The sequence below is a fragment of the Aquitalea palustris genome, assembly GCF_003693445.1.
Classification (GTDB): domain Bacteria; phylum Pseudomonadota; class Gammaproteobacteria; order Burkholderiales; family Chromobacteriaceae; genus Aquitalea; species Aquitalea palustris.
Genome location: NZ_RFAR01000128.1, coordinates 1 through 16,381, shown reverse-complemented (window position 1 = coordinate 16,381; position 16,381 = coordinate 1). Strand labels below are relative to the sequence as shown.

12 protein-coding genes and 1 riboswitch are annotated in these 16,381 nt (G+C 65.8%); of the genes, 1 reads left to right on the top strand and 11 read right to left on the bottom strand.

Annotation, left to right across the window (positions count from 1 at the left end):
- Positions 1-165: 165 nt before the first annotated feature.
- The 11 genes from EAY64_RS19790 to cbiB form a co-directional block, all read right to left on the bottom strand.
- Positions 166-930 (bottom strand): cobalamin biosynthesis protein, encoded by a 765-nt coding sequence (locus tag EAY64_RS19790; protein WP_103526443.1) that lies wholly within the window; start codon positions 928-930, stop codon positions 166-168.
- Complete coding sequence (cobM, locus tag EAY64_RS19785) at positions 927-1,766, bottom strand: precorrin-4 C(11)-methyltransferase (RefSeq protein WP_103526441.1); 840 nt, start codon at positions 1,764-1,766, stop codon at positions 927-929. The genes EAY64_RS19790 and cobM overlap by 4 nt, the downstream gene beginning before the upstream one ends.
- Positions 1,763-2,494 (bottom strand): precorrin-2 C(20)-methyltransferase, encoded by a 732-nt coding sequence (cobI, locus tag EAY64_RS19780; protein ID WP_103526439.1) that lies wholly within the window; start codon positions 2,492-2,494, stop codon positions 1,763-1,765. Before cobI ends, cobM begins: the two co-directional genes overlap by 4 nt.
- Positions 2,487-3,641, bottom strand: coding sequence for a cobalt-precorrin-5B (C(1))-methyltransferase CbiD (cbiD, locus tag EAY64_RS19775; RefSeq protein WP_103526437.1), 1,155 nt, complete (start codon positions 3,639-3,641; stop codon positions 2,487-2,489). The genes cobI and cbiD overlap by 8 nt, the downstream gene beginning before the upstream one ends.
- The gene (locus EAY64_RS19770; RefSeq protein ID WP_103526436.1) at positions 3,638-5,209 is read right to left on the bottom strand and encodes a precorrin-8X methylmutase; all 1,572 of its coding nucleotides are present in this window, start codon (positions 5,207-5,209) and stop codon (positions 3,638-3,640) included. The genes cbiD and EAY64_RS19770 overlap by 4 nt, the downstream gene beginning before the upstream one ends.
- A complete protein-coding gene (locus EAY64_RS19765) occupies positions 5,206-6,072 on the bottom strand; it encodes a cobalt-precorrin-7 (C(5))-methyltransferase (protein ID WP_226034132.1) in 867 nt (288 codons plus the stop codon). The genes EAY64_RS19770 and EAY64_RS19765 overlap by 4 nt, the downstream gene beginning before the upstream one ends.
- Entirely contained in the window at positions 5,957-7,903 is a 1,947-nt protein-coding gene (locus EAY64_RS19760) for a putative cobaltochelatase (protein ID WP_103526432.1), read from the bottom strand. Before EAY64_RS19760 ends, EAY64_RS19765 begins: the two co-directional genes overlap by 116 nt.
- Positions 7,900-12,081: a cobaltochelatase subunit CobN gene (locus tag EAY64_RS19755; RefSeq protein ID WP_103526430.1), complete on the bottom strand. Its 4,182-nt coding sequence runs from the start codon at positions 12,079-12,081 to the stop codon at positions 7,900-7,902. The genes EAY64_RS19760 and EAY64_RS19755 overlap by 4 nt, the downstream gene beginning before the upstream one ends.
- Entirely contained in the window at positions 12,078-12,407 is a 330-nt protein-coding gene (locus EAY64_RS19750) for a (2Fe-2S) ferredoxin domain-containing protein (protein ID WP_103526428.1), read from the bottom strand. The genes EAY64_RS19755 and EAY64_RS19750 overlap by 4 nt, the downstream gene beginning before the upstream one ends.
- 162 nt (positions 12,408-12,569) lie before the next feature.
- A riboswitch (cobalamin riboswitch) is annotated at positions 12,570-12,749 on the bottom strand.
- Positions 12,750-12,791: 42 nt separating this feature from the next.
- The gene (gene cobD / locus EAY64_RS19745; protein WP_103526426.1) at positions 12,792-13,778 is read right to left on the bottom strand and encodes a threonine-phosphate decarboxylase CobD; all 987 of its coding nucleotides are present in this window, start codon (positions 13,776-13,778) and stop codon (positions 12,792-12,794) included.
- Positions 13,771-14,712 (bottom strand): adenosylcobinamide-phosphate synthase CbiB, encoded by a 942-nt coding sequence (gene cbiB / locus EAY64_RS19740; protein ID WP_103526425.1) that lies wholly within the window; start codon positions 14,710-14,712, stop codon positions 13,771-13,773. The genes cobD and cbiB overlap by 8 nt, the downstream gene beginning before the upstream one ends.
- A 113-nt stretch (positions 14,713-14,825) precedes the next feature.
- Here cbiB and EAY64_RS19735 point away from each other — a divergent pair, with 113 nt between their 5' ends.
- Positions 14,826-16,289: a cobyric acid synthase gene (locus EAY64_RS19735; protein ID WP_103526423.1), complete on the top strand. Its 1,464-nt coding sequence runs from the start codon at positions 14,826-14,828 to the stop codon at positions 16,287-16,289.
- Positions 16,290-16,381: the final 92 nt, after the last annotated feature.

Genomic DNA, 16,381 nt, shown 5'->3' with positions numbered 1-16,381 from the left:
GCCGCAGGCCATGCTTGCCGGGGTGGCCTTGGAGGTGACGGAGGGCTTGGCCACACAAGCTCTCTTTCCCGTCCGCCGCGCGGAAGCGGCACTTAAACCATCATCCGCGTAAGCGGATGCTTGCCCTTTGTGTCTCAAGAGCCACCCTTCGCGGATACAAATCCCTCATCCATCTACGCCAAAATCAGCAAACCCATCCTCCACCACCGCTACCGTCACCCCTTCACGCGCCATCTTCGGCAGCAGCAGCCGCCCACGTGGGCTGGCAATCAGCGCGCAGGGTTCGCACACCCCGTCCACGCCCACGTTCTGCTGCACCCAGGCGGAGGGCTGGCCGGTCCAGCCACGGGCGGCGACGTCGGCACGGGCAATCACCCGCAAGGGCAGCGCGTGACGGGCGCAGAATTCCAGCAGGCCGGTTTCATCGGCCTTCAGGTCTATGGTGGCTACCTCGCGCACTTCGCTGAGGCTGCGTCCGGCCAGTGCCTGCAACACGGCCTGTTCGATGGTCTCCGCACTTTTGCCACGGCGGCAGCCTATGCCCAGCGTCAGCGGCTTGAGTGCTTCTGTCGCCGTGGTAATAGCCGGAGTGGCACCGGTCAGGCGGGCGACGTGGTAGGCCAGCACATTGGCACCGCCTTCGTGGCCGGACAATAGCGGAATGGCAAAGCGCGCGGCTTCGTCCAGAACCACCACGGCCGGGTCGGTGAGTTTGCTTTGCGGCAGGCCATCCAGATAGCGCACGGCAATGCCGCTGGCCATCAGCAATACCCATTGGCGGTGCTGGTGGAAAACGGCGGCAAACTGCTGGCGCGCGTTGTCATTCGGCTGTTGCCAGGGCTGGTAGACGGTGGCATCCAGCGCGCGGGCCAGTTGCTGCGCCAGCGGCAGTGCCGATGCGCGTACTGTCCAGATGGCGGTGTGGCTCACGAGGCTTGCTGCTCCGGGTCCTGTTCCGATTGTGCTGGCAGTTCCGGCTTGCGCTTGCTCGGGCGCGGGGTTTTGCGGTCGCTGCCATCGCGGAAGATATGGGTGAAACCAGCGGCGTACAGGCTGGATTCCACTCCGCCTTCGCGCGACAGCGCGGCGCCCACCAGCAGCAGGGTGGTGAGCAGCCAGTCTTTCTGTTTGACCTGTTCCAGCAGCGTGCCCAGCGTGCTGCGGTGGATGGACTGGTCCGGCCAGCTGGCGCGGCGCACCAGTGCCACCGGAGTGTCCGGCGGGTAGTGCAGCAGCAGGTCCGCCACGGTGTATTTCAGCCGCTGGCCGGACAGGAAGATGCACATGGTGGCCTGGTGTTCGGCAAAGCGGGCGATGGATTCCAGCTCCGGCACCGCGCTGGCACGGCCAGAGACGCGGGTGAGGATGATGGACTGCGAGATGGCCGGGCGGGTCAGTTCGCTGCCCAGTGCTGCCGCAGCGGCGGTAAAGGACGACACGCCGGGGACGATTTCATACTCGATACCCAGCGCTTCCAGCCGGCGCATTTGTTCGGCGGTGGCGCCGTAAATGGCCGGGTCGCCGGAGTGCAGCCGCGCCACGTCGATATTGGCGGCCTGCGCGCGGCGGTAGCAGTCTTCCTGCTGGTCCAGCGACAGTTCGGCGGTGTCGAGGATTTCGGCACCTTCACTGCAATGCTGCAGCATGTCGGTGGGCACCAGCGAACCGGCGTACAGCACCATGCCGCAGCTACCCAGCAGGCGCGCGCCGCGCAGGGTGATCAGATCGGCGGCGCCGGGGCCGGCACCAATGAAATAGACTTTCATGAATGACGTTTCTCTCTCGCCTGTCGGCGGATCAGCATGGTGGCCAGATAACCGCTGGCCGAGGCGTCCAGCTGGCTGACATCGGGACACAGGATTTCATCGCTCAGGCCGATGCGGCGGGCGAAGGCGCAATACTGGGCAATGCCCAGCCGCGCCAGCAGGGCCAGCACGTCCGGCAGGCGCTGGCCGATTTTCATCAGCACCACGATGTCGTGGCTGGCGATGTCCGCTTCCAGTGCGGCCATGTCGTCCGGGCAGGGCAGAATCAGCATGCGTTCCTTGCCTTCGCCCAGCGGCCAGGACAGCGCCGAGGCGGTGGCGGCAAAGCTGGTGACGCCGGGGAAGGTGGTGTGGGCCAGGCCGGGCAGGCGTTCGCGCAGCGCGGCCAGCAAATAACCGTAGGTGGAGTAGGTCATGCTGTCGCCGATGGTGAGATAGGCCACATTGCGGCCTTGCTCCAGCTCGGCAGCCACGCTGGCGGCCAGCGCGGCGTAGTGGTCGGCCAGCAGGCTGCGGTCCGGGTCCATGATGAATTCCACGTCACGGAATTTGCTGGCGTCGACGGGCAGGCCGGCCAGACATTGCTGTGCCACCGATTGCTCGCTGCCACGCGCGCGCGGCAGGTAGATGATGTCGGCCTGCTGCAATGCCTGCAGCGCAGCCACCGGTATCAGCCCGGCCTGGCCCGGGCCTACGCCCACGCCAATGAAATGTCCCAGTTCACTCATGTGTGTCTCCGGCGGCTGCGCCCAGCGGCGTGCCGTCCATGCTGAACAGCCGCACTGCCACGCGGCGGGCGCTGGGCAGTCGGCTGTGCATGCGGGTGGATACCCGCTGTTCTATCTCCATCCAGAAGGCTTGTGCCTGCGGATGGCCTTGCAATATTTGCACGATGTTTTCCACCGTATTGGCCTGGCGGATGGCCTGTACCAGCGCCATGCTCAGGCCCAGTTCTGCTGCCAGTTGCGCCACATCGCCCATGGCCATGCCGCTTTTGCCGGAGTGGGTGTCCCATACCGTGGGGTCCAGCAGCTTGGCCAGCTTGCCGGGGTGGCCCAGCACCCATAGCGTGTCCAGCTCGCGGCCTTGTTCCTGCAGGATGGCCTCGGCCTGTTCCAGCGAGCTGCCGACAAAGTTGGCAATCTGCACCACCTGCTTTTTCGGCAGGCCCAGTACGTCGGCGGCGTAGCCACGGCCTATCTTGCCGGGGGTGAAGGCGATGGCGGCAGGCAAATCGCCCAGCGCCACGCGGATATACACCTCGATGGAAGCCATCCACGCTGCCAGCGACATCGGCTCGACAATGCCACTGGTGCCCAGGATGGAAATGCCACCGACGATGCCCAGCATGGGGTTGAAGGTGCGCTTGGCAATGCGCCCGCCCTCCACGCAGCCGATAGCCAGGTCAAAACCGGGGTCGGCCCGGCCAGCCAGCACCTCGGCCACCGCCCACTGCATCATCTGCCGTGGTACCGGGTTGATGGCTGGTTCGCCCGGTGGAATGCGCAGGCCGGGCAGGGTGACGGTGCCCACGCCTTCGGCGGCGATAAAACGCAGCTGGCCGCTGCCATTGCGCCGCACCTCGGCAAAGATGGTGGCACCGTGGGTGTTGTCCGGGTCGTCGCCACCGTCTTTCAGTACTTCGGCGCGCGCGGTGTGTGCATCCAGCAGGTCTACCGCCTGGATGGGTACGCTGAGGTAGTAGTCCGGGTCGGGCAGGCTGATGTCCACTTCGCTGGCGCGCACCCCGTCCAGCAGACAGGCCAGCGCGGCTTTTACTGCCGCCGTGGCACAGCTGCCGGTGGTGCGACCGCGGCGCAGGCCGTTGGGGGCCGGCACCGTCAGGTCGTAGGGAACGCGCCGTTCATGGCTCATGCCTCTTGTGCCGCCTGTTGCTGCTGGTAAACGTGGCCGATGGCGTCAATCATCAGCGCATTGACGACGGTGGCCGCCCACGGCGAGCCGCCACGGGTGCCACTATTGGTGATGCGCGGCACTTGCAGCAGGCCGCGCAAGGCGTCCTTGCATTCACGGGTGCCGACAAAGCCCACCGGCAGGCCGACCACCAGTTGCGGTCGCCAGCCGTGTTCGCGCACCAGCCGTACCAGTTCCATGATGGCGGTGGGCGCGTCGCCAATGGCGACGATTACGTCATTGCCAAACTTCTCCCAGGCGCGGCGGATGCCGGCGGCAGAGCGGGTTAGACCATGTGCCTCGGCCAGCAGATAGGTTTCCGGGTCGTGCACGCCGCACCAGGTTTCCACTTCCAGCTGTTGCAGTACCGCGCGCTTGAGGCCGGTTTCCACCATGGTGACATCGGTGACGATGCGGCGGCAGCGCAGCAGGGCGCGCATGCCGATGGCGGCTGCGCCGGGCGAGAAAAACAGCTCGTCCACGCTGCTGAAGTCGCCGGTGGTGTGCACCAGACGGTGCAGCGCGGTGTGCTGTTCTGCCGGGAAGGCCGACCAGTCGCGTCCCTCGCGGATGATGCGCATGCTTTCCGCCTCGATGGGGTGCGGCACATAAGGCGGCCAGGCGGGCGCTGCGGCAGGGGCGGTGTCCTTGGCCAGCAGGCCGCGCACCTTGCCGTGATGGCCTTGTTGCGGCGTGCCTACTTGCTGTTCGAAGCCGATGATCTGCACCCGGTATTTGCATAGCGCACAGTTCATGCTGGCGCGGCCTTCCACGCCTTCCTGCGCCCGCTCCAGAAACACCTCGGCCACATGTTCGTGCACGCCCAGATAAGGCGCAGCCAGCACTTCGATATCCGGGCAGCGCGCGGCCAGATCGTCCACCGCGCCGTAAATGCGCTTGACCAGCACGCCATCGAACAGGAAGTAAGGCAGCACCACGATGCGTTCAAAGCCTAATAAGCTGGCCGCTTTCAGGCCATCGGCCACCAGCGGGCGGGCGGTGCCGGAATAGCAGACAAAGGAGCTGCCAAAGCCCATGCCTTCTTCCAGCATGCGGGTGAGCTTGGCGATTTCCGAGTTGGCGTCCGGGTCGGTAGTGCCACGGCCCACCACCACCAGACAGCTGTCGCCACGCGCCACGGTGCGCGGCGAGCGGGCTTCGGCCTCGATGATGCGCAGGCGGCACAGCTCCAGCAGGCGCGGGTGCAAGTCCATCGCCGCGCCAAAGTGGAAGGCGGTGTCCGGGTATTGCTGTTGCAGCGCCAGCAGTTCGCTGGGCATGTCGTTCTTGGCATGGGTGGCGGCCAGCAGTACGCCGGGGGTCATCACCACCGTCTTGGCACCATCGGCAATCGCTTCTGCCACCGCCTGGTCGATGGTGGGCGTGGCGAACTCCAGAAAGCCGTGGTAGATGCGGCGCTGCGGGGCGCGCTCGCGCATGATGTCCACCAGCGCCATGAATTCGGCGATGCCGGCCGGGTCGCGGCTGCCGTGGCCTGCCAATACGATGCTGTAGTCCTGCGTGCTCATTGCGCCTGCTCCGGCGTGGGCAGATGGCTGGGCTCGATCTGGCTGGCCATCGGCGTTTTGGTGCGGATCAGCATGATGCTCATGTCCGAGCAGCGGTGTTCGGCGCACTCGGCCAGCGTGCCGTGCCATTCGGCTTCGCCACGGGTGAGGTTTTCCCATACTTCCACTTGCTGGTCGGCCGGAATGCCGTTTCCCAGCAGGTAGGCGGCGATATGCCAGGGCATGAAGGAGCGCGCTTCGTCCCAGGGACAGGGAATCACGATGGCATTGCGCTGGTCTTGCAGCACATGCACCAGATGGCGCTTGAAGGGGGTGAGGTCGCCACGGCGGTGGAAGGTGATGAAGGTGGTTTCGTCAAAACACACTTTGGCGCGCGAGGCCAATACCTGGGCCGAGGACAGGCCGGGCATGGTTTCCACCGGGTGGCCGCAGGCGCGTTCCACCCGCTCCAGATACTGGAAGCCGCTGAAGTGGATGTCGCCCATAAACACCACCACGCAGTTCTTGCCGGCGTGGTGCAGCTTGGCCACTTCGTCCAGCTGGGCCACCTGATCGCGGTAACCCATCTGGATGACCTGGGCGCTGTCCGGAATCAGCGGGCGCACCACGTCGATGACGGCGTTGAAACCGGCCACCACGTCGGCGTTGGCAATGAGCTCGGCCGAGCGGCGCGGCAGGTAACCGATATCGCCGGGACCGGCACCGATGCAGATAATCATGTCTATTCCTTTATGCAGCGCGACGGCATCAGCCCAGCCGCGCCTGAATCGTGATGGTGAGTTGTTCGCTGGACAGCTGCTCGCACGGCAGGTATTCCGCCCGCATGGCCTGCGCCAGCTCGCGGGCGCGGCCCAGCTTGACATAAGCTTGTTCGGTATCCAGCACCAGCGCCGGAATGGCGGCGTCGGCCAGCTCGCCCGCCAGTTGCAGGCTTTGCTGCCACGGGTCGGCATGGTCTTCGCCCAGTGCCACATTGGCACGGCCGTCGCTCAGCAACACCAGTAGCGGTGACAGGCCCTGCGCACCCTGACGGCCCAGCGTGGCGGCGGCCAGTTGCAGCGCATGCGGCAGCGGGGTGCGGCCGCCGGTGGGCAGGGCGTGCAGCGCCTGTTCGGCCTGTTCCACCTGACGGGTGGGCGGCAGCACCAGCTCGGCCTGCCGGCCACGGAAGGCGATGACGGCAATCTGATCGCGGCGCTGGTAGGCGTCTTGCAGCAGGCTGAGCACCGTGCCCTTTACTTGTTCCATGCGCTGCTGGGCGGCCATGGAGCCGGAGGCGTCCACCACCAGCACAATCAGATTGCCCTGTTTTGCCGTTCTCACCTTGTCGTGCAGGTCGGCGCGGATGATGGCAAATTCCGCCGGATTGCGCTGGATGGCATGGCGCAGGGTGGCGTCCAGTGCCAGTGCCTGCGGCTGGGTACTGGGCACGGCGCGCACGCTGTGACCCCGCCGTGCATTCAGCACCGTGCTGCGGCGACCGCTGGCCTCGCTGTCGCTGCTGTGGCTGGCCAGGCGGATGGTGCCGATGTCCTGCGGCGCGCGGGCGGCAAACAGCTGCTCGCCGCCATTGTCCGGCTGTGATGGCTCGTCCTTGTCGTCGTCTGCGGACGTGTCTTGCTGCTCGCCCGGCTGTTGCTCTGTGGCGGCGCTGTCATCGGCTGCGCCGGCGGGCGGCGGCGGATTTTGCGCTTGCTGGGTCAGTTCATCCAGCTTGTCCTGATCCAGCCCGCTTTGCTCGAAAGGCTTGCGGCGGCGGCGGTGCGGTAGCACCAGCAGGGCGGCGGTGCGGATGTCTTCGGCACTGACCTGCGCCCGGCCATCCAGCGCGGCCAGTGCGCGGGCGGCCTTGTGCAGCACGATGTCGGCGCGCAGGCTGGCCACTTCAAACTCGCAGCACAGCTGGCTGATGAAGTCGAACAGGTGCTCACTTACCGTGACACTGGCCAGCATGGCCTGCGCTTGGCGAATCTGCTCCTGCAGCGCGCTGCTTTCGGCCTGCCAGCGGGCGGCAAAAGCCTGCGGGTCGGCTTCGAAAGCCAGACGGCGGCGTACCACCTCGCTGCGGATGGCGGCATCGCGCGGGGCGCTTACGTCCACCATCAGGCCGAAGCGGTCCAAGAGTTGCGGTCGCAGCTCGCCTTCTTCCTGGTTCATGGTGCCCAGCAAGGTGATGCGTGCCGGATGGCTGATGGACAGGCCTTCGCGCTGCACGGTGTTGACGCCCATGGCGGCCACGTCCAGCAGCACGTCCACCAGGTGGTCGGCCAGCAGGTTTACTTCGTCGATGTACAGCAGGCCACGGTGGGCATTGGCCAGCAGGCCGGGCTTGAAAGCCTGGCGGGCTTGCTTGAGCGCCTGTTCAAAGTCCAGGCTACCCAGCACGCGGTCTTCGCTGGCACCCAGCGGCAGGTTGACGAAGGGCACGGCGGCATCTTCTGCCACCGCGTGTTCGCCCTGACAGCAGCTGCATTCGGCCAAGGGGGAGGCCGGGTCGCAGTTGAAGGCACAGCCGGGCACGCGGCGGATGGGCGGCAAAATGGCCGCCAGCCCGCGGGCGGCGGTGCTCTTGGCACTGCCCTTGTCACCACGGATCAGCACGCCGCCTATGCTCGGGTCCACCGCGCACAGCAGCAGCGCCTGTTTCAGTTGTTGCTGACCGACGATGGCGGCAAACGGATAAATCTGTTTCATGGGCGGCCTTGCGGATGTTCGCCACGCGCTTCCAGCATGGCTTCGCTATTCAGATGCAGTTGTTGCAGTGCGGCCAGTGTCTCTGGCTTGGGCTGCTGCCACAGCTGGCGCTGGGCGGCTTCCAGCAGGCGTTCGCTGATGGCATTGAGCGCCCACGGGTTGCTGTCGGCAAAAAACTGCTGCATGGCCGGGTCCAGTGCGTAGCGGGCGGCCAGTTCCTCGTAGACCCAGTCGTCCACCACATGGGCGGTGGCATCGTAGCCGAACAGGTAGTCCACGGTGGCGGTCAGTTCCAGTCCGCCCTTGTAACCGTGCTGCTGGATGCTGGCAATCCACTTGGGGTTGGCCACGCGCGAGCGGAACACGCGCAGCACTTCTTCCTTCAGCCCGCGCACTTGCGGCTGGTCCGGGTTATGGCTGTCGCCAAAGAAAGCGCGCGGCTGGCGGCCGGTCAGGCTGCGGATGGTGGCAATCATGCCGCCGTGGTATTGCAGGTAGTCGTCGCTGTCGAAGATGTCGTGTTCGCGATTGTCCTGATTGTGCAGTGCCACTTCCACGCCGGACAGGCGATGGCGCAGCGCGTCGCGCGCATCGGCCCCCTGCACGTGGCGGCCATAGGCATAGCCGCCCCAGTTGAGGTAGGCGGTGGCGAAGTCGGCGTCGGTCTGCCAGTTCTGCTCGTTGATCAAGGGCAGAATACCGGCACCGTAGCTGCCGGGCTTGGCGCCGAAGATGCGCAGCAGCGCCGGTTCGGCGGCTTGGTCGGGCAGGGCTTGCAGCAACTGCTGGCGCATGTCGTCCAGATAATGTTTGCGCAGATAATTGTCCGTCGGGGCTTCGTCCAGCATGGCCACCGCCTGTACTGCGTCGTCCACCAGCGCAATCAGCTGCGGGAAGGCATCGCGGAAAAAGCCGCTGATGCGCACCGTGACGTCAATGCGCGGGCGGCCCAGCTCGGAGAGCGGAATCACCTCGATACCGGCCACGCGGCGGCTTTCGGCCTGCCAGCGCGGACGCACGCCCAGCAGGGCGAGGATTTCGGCAATATCGTCGCCATGGGTGCGCATGGCGCTGGTGCCCCACACGCTGATGCTGACCGATTCCGGATAGCTGCCGGTTTCCTTGCGATGGCGCGCCAGCATTTCATTGGCCAGCTGGCTGCCCACCTGCCAGGCGGCTTGAGAGGGCAGGCCGCGCGGGTCCACCGAGTAGAAATTGCGTCCGGTGGGCAGGATGTGCGCCATGCCACGGGTGGGCGCGCCGCTGGGGCCTGCCGGGACATACCCACCGGCCAGACCACGCAGCAGGTTGTCGATTTCTTCGTGGGTGCGCGCCAGATTGGGCAGCAGTGCATGCTGGATATAGGTCAGCACCTGTTGCAGGGCCTGGCTGTCACCGGCCTGCGGCAGTATGGCGGCAATGATGGCGGGCAGCGGCGAGCTGACCGGGGCCAGCAAGCGTGCCACCAGTTGGCGTGCCAGCTGGTTGATATGGTCGATGGCGTCGCTGCGGGTGTGCAGCAGCTGTGGGCTGCTCATTTCCAGCGGGACGGGCAGGTTTTCCAGGCGGCGGCCTTTGTCGTCCTGCAATGCTTCCCAGTTCACCCCCAGAGCTTGCGCCACGCTGGCGGGCAGGCTGGGTACGGCCAGATTGGCCAGGCGGGTGAGGGCGCACAGCATGTCGATCAGCGCCTCGCCTTGCGGAGCCTGGCCGAGAATGTGCAGGCCGTCGCGGATTTGCGCCGCGCCCAGCTCGCACAGATAGCCGTCGATGTCCTCGATCAGGTGGGCCACGTCCACGCCCTCCATCTTGGCCAGCGTCAGCGGCACGCCGTCGGCATTCAGCGTGGCGTCCCATTCGTGGGCATGGTCGTGGCCGTGATCGTGTGTATGACCGTCATGGTCATGGTGATGGCCGTGTGCATGACCATGCTGATGGTGATCGTGGCCATGCCCATGGTGGTGATGTCCATGGTCATGCTGGTGATGATCATGCGCGCCATGGCCGTGTGCCGCGCCCTTGGCCACCGGGCGGAACTGCATGCCGGCTGCTTTGGCTGGCGTCGCTTTCCCGGCTTTGGCTGGCTGGCTCAGGCGGTAGCCCGCTTGTGCTGCCTTGGGTGGGTGCGGGTGGGCATGGTCATGATCATGTTCGTCATGGTGGTCGTGATGATGGTGAGCGTGTTCATGCTCAGCATGGTGATGGTCGTGCCCCAGCATGGCGGCCAGGTCGCTATCCAGCTTCGCTTCCTTGATCAGGTCCCAGATTTGCTGTTGCAACAGCGGCAGCTTGTTCGGGTCCAGCATTTCCACCTGGTAGTACTCGTCCACCAGCTGGGTAAGCTGGGCCAGCGGGCCGTAGGTGTCGGCGGTGGTCATCGGCGGGGTCAGGTGGTCGATGATCACCGAATGGGCGCGGCGCTTGGCCTGCGAGCCTTCGCCCGGATCGTTCAGGATGAAGGGGTAGAACATGGGCATGTCGCCCAGCAGCGCGTCGGGGAAGCAGTGCTCCGATACGCCCACGCCCTTGCCCGGCAGCCATTCCAGCGTGCCGTGCTTGCCCACGTGGACAATGGCGTCGGCCTGCCATTCGTCGCGCAGCCAGCAGTACAGCGCGTAGTAGTGATGGGTGGGCGGCAGGTCCGGCGTGTGATAGATGGCGTCCGGGTCCATGCCATAGCCACGCGGTGGTTGCAGCGCGACAAAGGCATTGCCCAGTTCCATGCCGGCAAACACCAGCTGGTCGCCATCGACATAAGCCGTGCCGGGTGCTGCGCCCCAGCGTTCCAGCATGCGTTGTTGCAGCGGGGTGGGCAGTTCGGCAAACCATTGTTGGTAGCGCGCCAGCGGCACGCGGGCGATGGCCTGGCGCAGTTGATCGGCGCTCAGGTAGTCGGTGTCGTAGCAGCCACGGTCGATCAGGCTGTGCATCAGCGCGTCGCTGCTGTCCGGCAGGGTGCCGATGCGATAGCCATTGGCCTGCATCGCCTGCAACAGCGCATACAGCGAGGCGGCGGAGTCCAGCCCCACCGCATTGCCCACTTGCGAGGCCTTGCTGTTGGAGTTGGTGAAGATGAAGGCGACGCGCTTGTCGGCAGCCGGGGTGTGCTTCAGCCGCGCCAGCCGGGCGGCAATGCCTGCCAGGCGGCGCATGCGGTCCGGCAGTGGCTGGTAGTCGCTGCTGGCCGGGTCTTCCGGCTTGAAGGATACCGGCACGCCGATGATGCGGCCGTCGAATTCCGGCAGCGCCACATTCATGGCGGTATCCAGCGGGTTCAGCCCGCGTTCGGATTGCTCCCACTGCGCCTGGGTCATGCTGCTGGTGATGGCTTGCAGCACCGGGATGTCCAGCTGTTCGAAGGCTTCCACCGCCCAGCTGGCCTGGGTGCTGCCCTCGGCATTCACTTCGCCAATGGCAAACGATGTGGTGTTGATCAGCACGCAGGGCTGGCCGGCACGTGGGTCGCGCAGCAATTGCAGCGCGGCAGGCAGGCCGCTGTCGTCCTGGCTGCGCAGCGAGGAGGTAAACAGCGGCAGCGCGTTGATCTGCCGCTCGGCAAGCATGTCTACCAGCAGGTCGATAAAGCGGGTGTTGCCGCTCAGCCAGTGGGCGCGGTAGAAGCTGATGGCCACCGTGGGCCAGCCGGGCTGGCGGATGGTACACCAGTCATCCAGGCTGCAGCCGTCGGACAGTTCCGGGTGATACAGGCCGTGTTCTGGCAGTGCGGCTGGCGGCGTATAGCCGTGGCCGGTCAAGAGCAGGCGATCGGACAGATAGCGCATCAGCTGCGCCATATTGCTGCTGCCACCGGCTTGCAGATAGGCATTGGCATCCTGCTGGATGGCAGGTGGCACGGTGCTGAGTGCGGCCAGTTCCGGGTCCGGCTCGCCGGTGCCACTGAGGATGATCAAGGCCTGACGCCGTGCCAGCGCTTGCTGGCGCAGGGCATCGAAAGCGGGAATGGCCTGCACCCTGCCCAGCACGCGCAGCAGCAGGATGCGGGCGCTGGCCAGCGGGCCGTCCAGCAGTTGCTGCATGTGGTTTTCATCGGCGATCTGTTGCAGGGCAATGCCTGACACCGGGCTGAAATCCTGCGGCCAGTGCACACGGCCCAGCGCGGTGAGGTCGGTACCAGCATGGCTGAGCAGCACGATGCCGCCAGTATTGTCATGCGTCATTGCGGGCTTTCCGTGCTGACATCGCCCGTGCCCAGGCGATGGAAAATCAGGGGTTCCACTGGTGTGCCGCCTTGCAGGTGCTCGCTGACAATGCGCTGTACTGCGCTGGTATTCACCTTGCGATACCACACGCCCTCCGGGTAGACCACCATGATGGGGCCTTCCTTGCACACAGCAAAACAATGGCTGCGGGTGCGTTTCACCTTCAGGCCGTCGCAGGCGTCAATGGCCTGGCCCAGTTGCTTGAACATGGCCTCGGCCTGCTGGCCGTTTTCGGTGCAGCGCGGACCGGTGCACATCAGCACATGGCGATAGTGCTGTCTCATCGGCGGCATTCCGGCAGGGAAGGGTGGCGTGCCGGTAACGGCTGGCTGGATGAATTCATGGCGGCCCTCAGCTAACGATAGGTCGCCGCAGGCGAGGGCACGGCGCGCCGGCGATGGGCGGCACGGTGCATTCCCCCGGTACACCCCGCCCGGATTCAGCCTGCGTCGACACGGATGACGGCCGGTCTCCTGGCTCGCGCTTCTTTACCCGGCATCGCCTTCCCGGTTGGCCCCGGTGGCATCGTGATGCGGACTCGTCGCTTACAGTTGCGGGGGCAGCTGCGGTGTCTCACCGCATTCCCGTTTCACCCCTGGCGGGGCACCGTCATTGAAGCGCGCATAATACGTGACAACGGGGTAAATGGGAATTCTGCCGTCTGATTTTCAAGGCTTTTCCCATTGCGCCAGTGCAGTTTCCAGCCGCTGCCAGCCGGCTTCGTCCGGTGGCAAGCCCAGGCGCAGGCTGGGGCCGTCGGCAAACTGGCGCACCAGGATGCCGCGCCGCGCCAGCAAATCGAACAAGGCCGGGCAATGCGCCCCGTGCAGCCACTGAAACAGCAGGCTGCCACCGGCCGGGTGCAGGCCGTGGCGGGATAGCAGCTGTTGCAGGCGCTGACTGTCTGTGGCCAGCTGCCCGCGCATCGCCTGTTGCCAGGCGTGGTCCTGCAAGGCCAGCTTCACCACCTCGCGTGCCGGGCCGTTGATGCTCCACGGGCCGATGGCTTCGGCCAGCTGTTGCAGGAGGGCCGGCCAGGCAAAGACAAAGCCCACCCGCGCGCCGGCGAGGCCAAAGAACTTACCGATGGAACGCAGCACGATCAGCCCCGGCAGCCCCACCTCATCCAGCAGGCTATGCTGGGGAGTGGCATCCATGAAGGCTTCGTCGATGATCAGCCAGCCGCCGCGGCTGGCCAGCCGGGTGCGCCAGTCCTGTAGCTGTTCGCGGGCAAAGGTGGTGCCGGTGGGGTTGTTGGGGTGGCACAGCAGCAGTACGTCCAGCTGCTCGATGGCGCCATCGATATCTTCCGGCGCATGGCGGCTCAGCGTGTGGCCATGTTGCTCCCAGTGCCAGGGGTGTTCGGCATAGCACAGTGGCAGCATGCCCACCCGGCAGGGCTGGCGCAGCGTCGGCAGCAGCTGGATGGCCGGCTGCGAGCCGGCTACCGGCAGCAGCAAGGGGCTGCCGTAGTAATCCGCTGCGGCTTGTTCCAGTCCGTCATTATCTTCCGGCAGGCGCTGCCAGCTGCGCGGGCTGCTGGCCGGCACTGGCCAGCCTTGCGGATTCAGCCCGGTGGACAGGTCCAGCCAGTTTTCCACCGCAATGCCGTATTGCGCTGCGGCACGCAGGATGCCACCACCGTGTTCAAGCATGAGTAAGACTCCAGTTCAGCAAGCCAGCCAGCAAGGCCAGCACCACCCATAGCCACAGGCTGCGCTGTACCAGGGCGATGGCGCGGGCGATGTCCTCGGCCACTGGCGGGCGTTGCAGGCCCAGGGTAGGGCGTTGTTTCAATTTGCCGTGATAGCTGGCGGCACCGCCCAGCAGCACACCCAGCGCCCCGGCACCGGCTGCCATCACCGGGCCGGCATTGGGGCTGTACCAGCTGGGGGCCTGGGCGCGCCAGCATTGCCAACCCTGGCGGGTGTGGCCCAGCAGGATGTAAGTCAGCGCGGTGAGGCGGGCTGGGATCAGGTTCAGCACATCGTCAAAGCGCGCGGCAGCCCAGCCAAAGTGCAAAAAGCGTTCGTTGCGGTAGCCCCACATGGCGTCCAGGGTATTGGCGGCGCGGTACAGCACCACGCCCGGTGCGCCCAGCAGCAAAAACCAGAACACGGCGGCAAAAATGGCATCGCTGCCGTTTTCCAGCACCGATTCGATGGTGGCGCGCGCCACGGCAGTTTCGTCCAGTTCGCTGGTGTTGCGGCTGACGATCATCGACACCTTGTAACGGGCCAGCGGCAAGTCGCCAGCGCGCAGCGCATCCAGCACCGCCTGGGCATGTTCGCGCAGGCTTTGTGCGCCAATGGCCAGATACAGCAACAAGACCGAGGCCAGCTGGCCCAGCCACGGCAGCCGCGCCAGTACGCAGGCGAGGCCGGTCAGCGGCAGCAGCAACAGGCTGATGCCCAGCACGCCGCGCAGGCGCATGCGCCACACCGGCTCCGTCTGGGCGTTAGCCGGGTAAAGTGCATGCTCCACCTTGCGCACCAGATAGCCATAGCCCACTAGCGGATGCCAGCGCCGTGGCTCGCCCAGCAGGCGGTCCAGCACGACGGCCAATAACAGAAAAACAGCTGAAATCACGTCACGCGCCTATATAATCGCCGGCTTCGGGGCAGCCGTTTGCCGCGCCGCCCTACCGTTGAAAAAGCGACATTCTAGGGGTCTTCCCGAAAAATTGCGCGCCGGAGAATTGCATGTCTGCCAAAACCATCATGATTCAGGGCACCACTTCGGATGCCGGCAAGAGCACCTTTGCCACCGGCTTTTGCCGTCTGCTGGCACGGCGTGGGCTGCGCGTGGCCCCGTTCAAGCCGCAGAACATGGCGCTGAACAGTGCGGTGACGGTGGACGGCGGCGAGATTGGCCGCTCGCAAGCGGTGCAGGCGCTGGCCTGCGGCGTGGAGCCGCACACCGACATGAACCCGGTGCTGCTCAAACCCAATAGCAACACCGGCTCCCAGCTGATCATCCAGGGCCATGCCGTGGGCAATATGGACGCGGTGTCCTATCACGCCTACAAGCCGGTGGCGATGCAGGCCGTGCTGCAGTCGCATGCCCGTCTCGCCAGCCAATACCAGTGCATTGTGGTGGAGGGTGCGGGCAGCCCGGCGGAAATCAATCTGCGCGAGGGCGATATCGCCAATATGGGCTTTGCCGAGGCGGTGGACTGCCCGGTGGTGCTGGTGGCGGACATCGAACGCGGCGGGGTGTTTGCCCATCTGGTGGGTACGCTGGAATTGCTGTCCGACAGCGAACGCGCGCGGGTGGTGGGGCTGGTGATCAACCGCTTCCGTGGCGATCCGGCCTTGCTGCAATCTGGCGTGGAGTGGGTGGAGCAGCGTACCGGCAAGCCGGTGCTGGGCGTGCTGCCTTATCTCAACGGCCTGCATATCGAGGCGGAAGACAGCCTGGCGCTGAACCGCCCGCAAGGTGCGGCAGCCGCGCAGCAGACGCTGCGGGTGGTGGTGCCGGTGCTGCCGCGTATCAGTAATCACACCGATTTCGACCCGCTGCGCCTGCATCCGCAGGTGGAACTGCTGCTGGTCAAGCCCGGCCAGCCCTTGCCACCGGCTGATTTGATCATCCTGCCTGGCAGTAAAAGCGTGCGGGCCGATCTGGCCAGCTTGCGCGCCGCCGGCTGGGAGGCCGCCATTGCCCGTCACCTGCGCTATGGCGGCAAGCTGATTGGCATCTGTGGCGGCCTGCAAATGCTGGGCCAGCAGCTGCACGACCCGTTGGGGCTGGAAGGCGAGGCGGGCAGCAGTGCGGGCCTGGGCTGGCTGGAAATGGAAACCACGTTGGCTGCGCACAAGCAACTGACACGGGTGAACGGCCAGCTGACGCTGGATGGTGCCGCGGTGAGCGGCTACGAAATCCACATGGGGGTGAGCACGGGCGCGGCGCTGGAACGCCCGGCAGTACAGCTGGAGGGTGGCCGCTGCGACGGTGCCATCAGCGCCGATGGCCAGATTCTGGCCACCTATCTGCACGGGGTGTTTGATCAGCCGCAAAGCCTGACCGCGCTGCTGGCATGGGCCGGGCTGGCCGCACCGCAGCCACTGGACTACCCGGCCATCCGTGAGGCGCACATCGAACGGCTGGCCGACATGCTGGAACAGCATCTGGACCTGACGCCGCTGGCCAGCTGGCTGCCCTGAGCGCGGGGCCTGATCTAGAGCCGCTAACACAAACCCTGCTGCTACGTTGCGCCTCCTTGCCCCAGGGACGCTACGCTATTTTGTTAGCCGCT

Bases quoted from the DNA above. Each gene is read 5' to 3' on its own strand.
- cobM (WP_103526441.1), bottom strand. From the start codon at position 1,766: ATGAAAGTCTATTTCATTGGTGCCGGCCCCGGCGCCGCCGATCTGATC.
- cobI (WP_103526439.1), bottom strand. From the start codon at position 2,494: ATGAGTGAACTGGGACATTTCATTGGCGTGGGCGTAGGCCCGGGCCAG.
- cbiD (WP_103526437.1), bottom strand. From the start codon at position 3,641: ATGAGCCATGAACGGCGCGTTCCCTACGACCTGACGGTGCCGGCCCCC.
- EAY64_RS19770 (WP_103526436.1), bottom strand. From the start codon at position 5,209: ATGAGCACGCAGGACTACAGCATCGTATTGGCAGGCCACGGCAGCCGC.
- EAY64_RS19765 (WP_226034132.1), bottom strand. From the start codon at position 6,072: ATGTCAAGCTGGGCCGCGCCCGCGAGCTGGCGCAGGCCATGCGGGCGG.
- EAY64_RS19760 (WP_103526432.1), bottom strand. From the start codon at position 7,903: ATGAAACAGATTTATCCGTTTGCCGCCATCGTCGGTCAGCAACAACTG.
- EAY64_RS19755 (WP_103526430.1), bottom strand. From the start codon at position 12,081: ATGACGCATGACAATACTGGCGGCATCGTGCTGCTCAGCCATGCTGGT.
- EAY64_RS19750 (WP_103526428.1), bottom strand. From the start codon at position 12,407: ATGAGACAGCACTATCGCCATGTGCTGATGTGCACCGGTCCGCGCTGC.
- cobD (WP_103526426.1), bottom strand. From the start codon at position 13,778: ATGCTTGAACACGGTGGTGGCATCCTGCGTGCCGCAGCGCAATACGGC.
- EAY64_RS19735 (WP_103526423.1), top strand. From the start codon at position 14,826: ATGTCTGCCAAAACCATCATGATTCAGGGCACCACTTCGGATGCCGGC.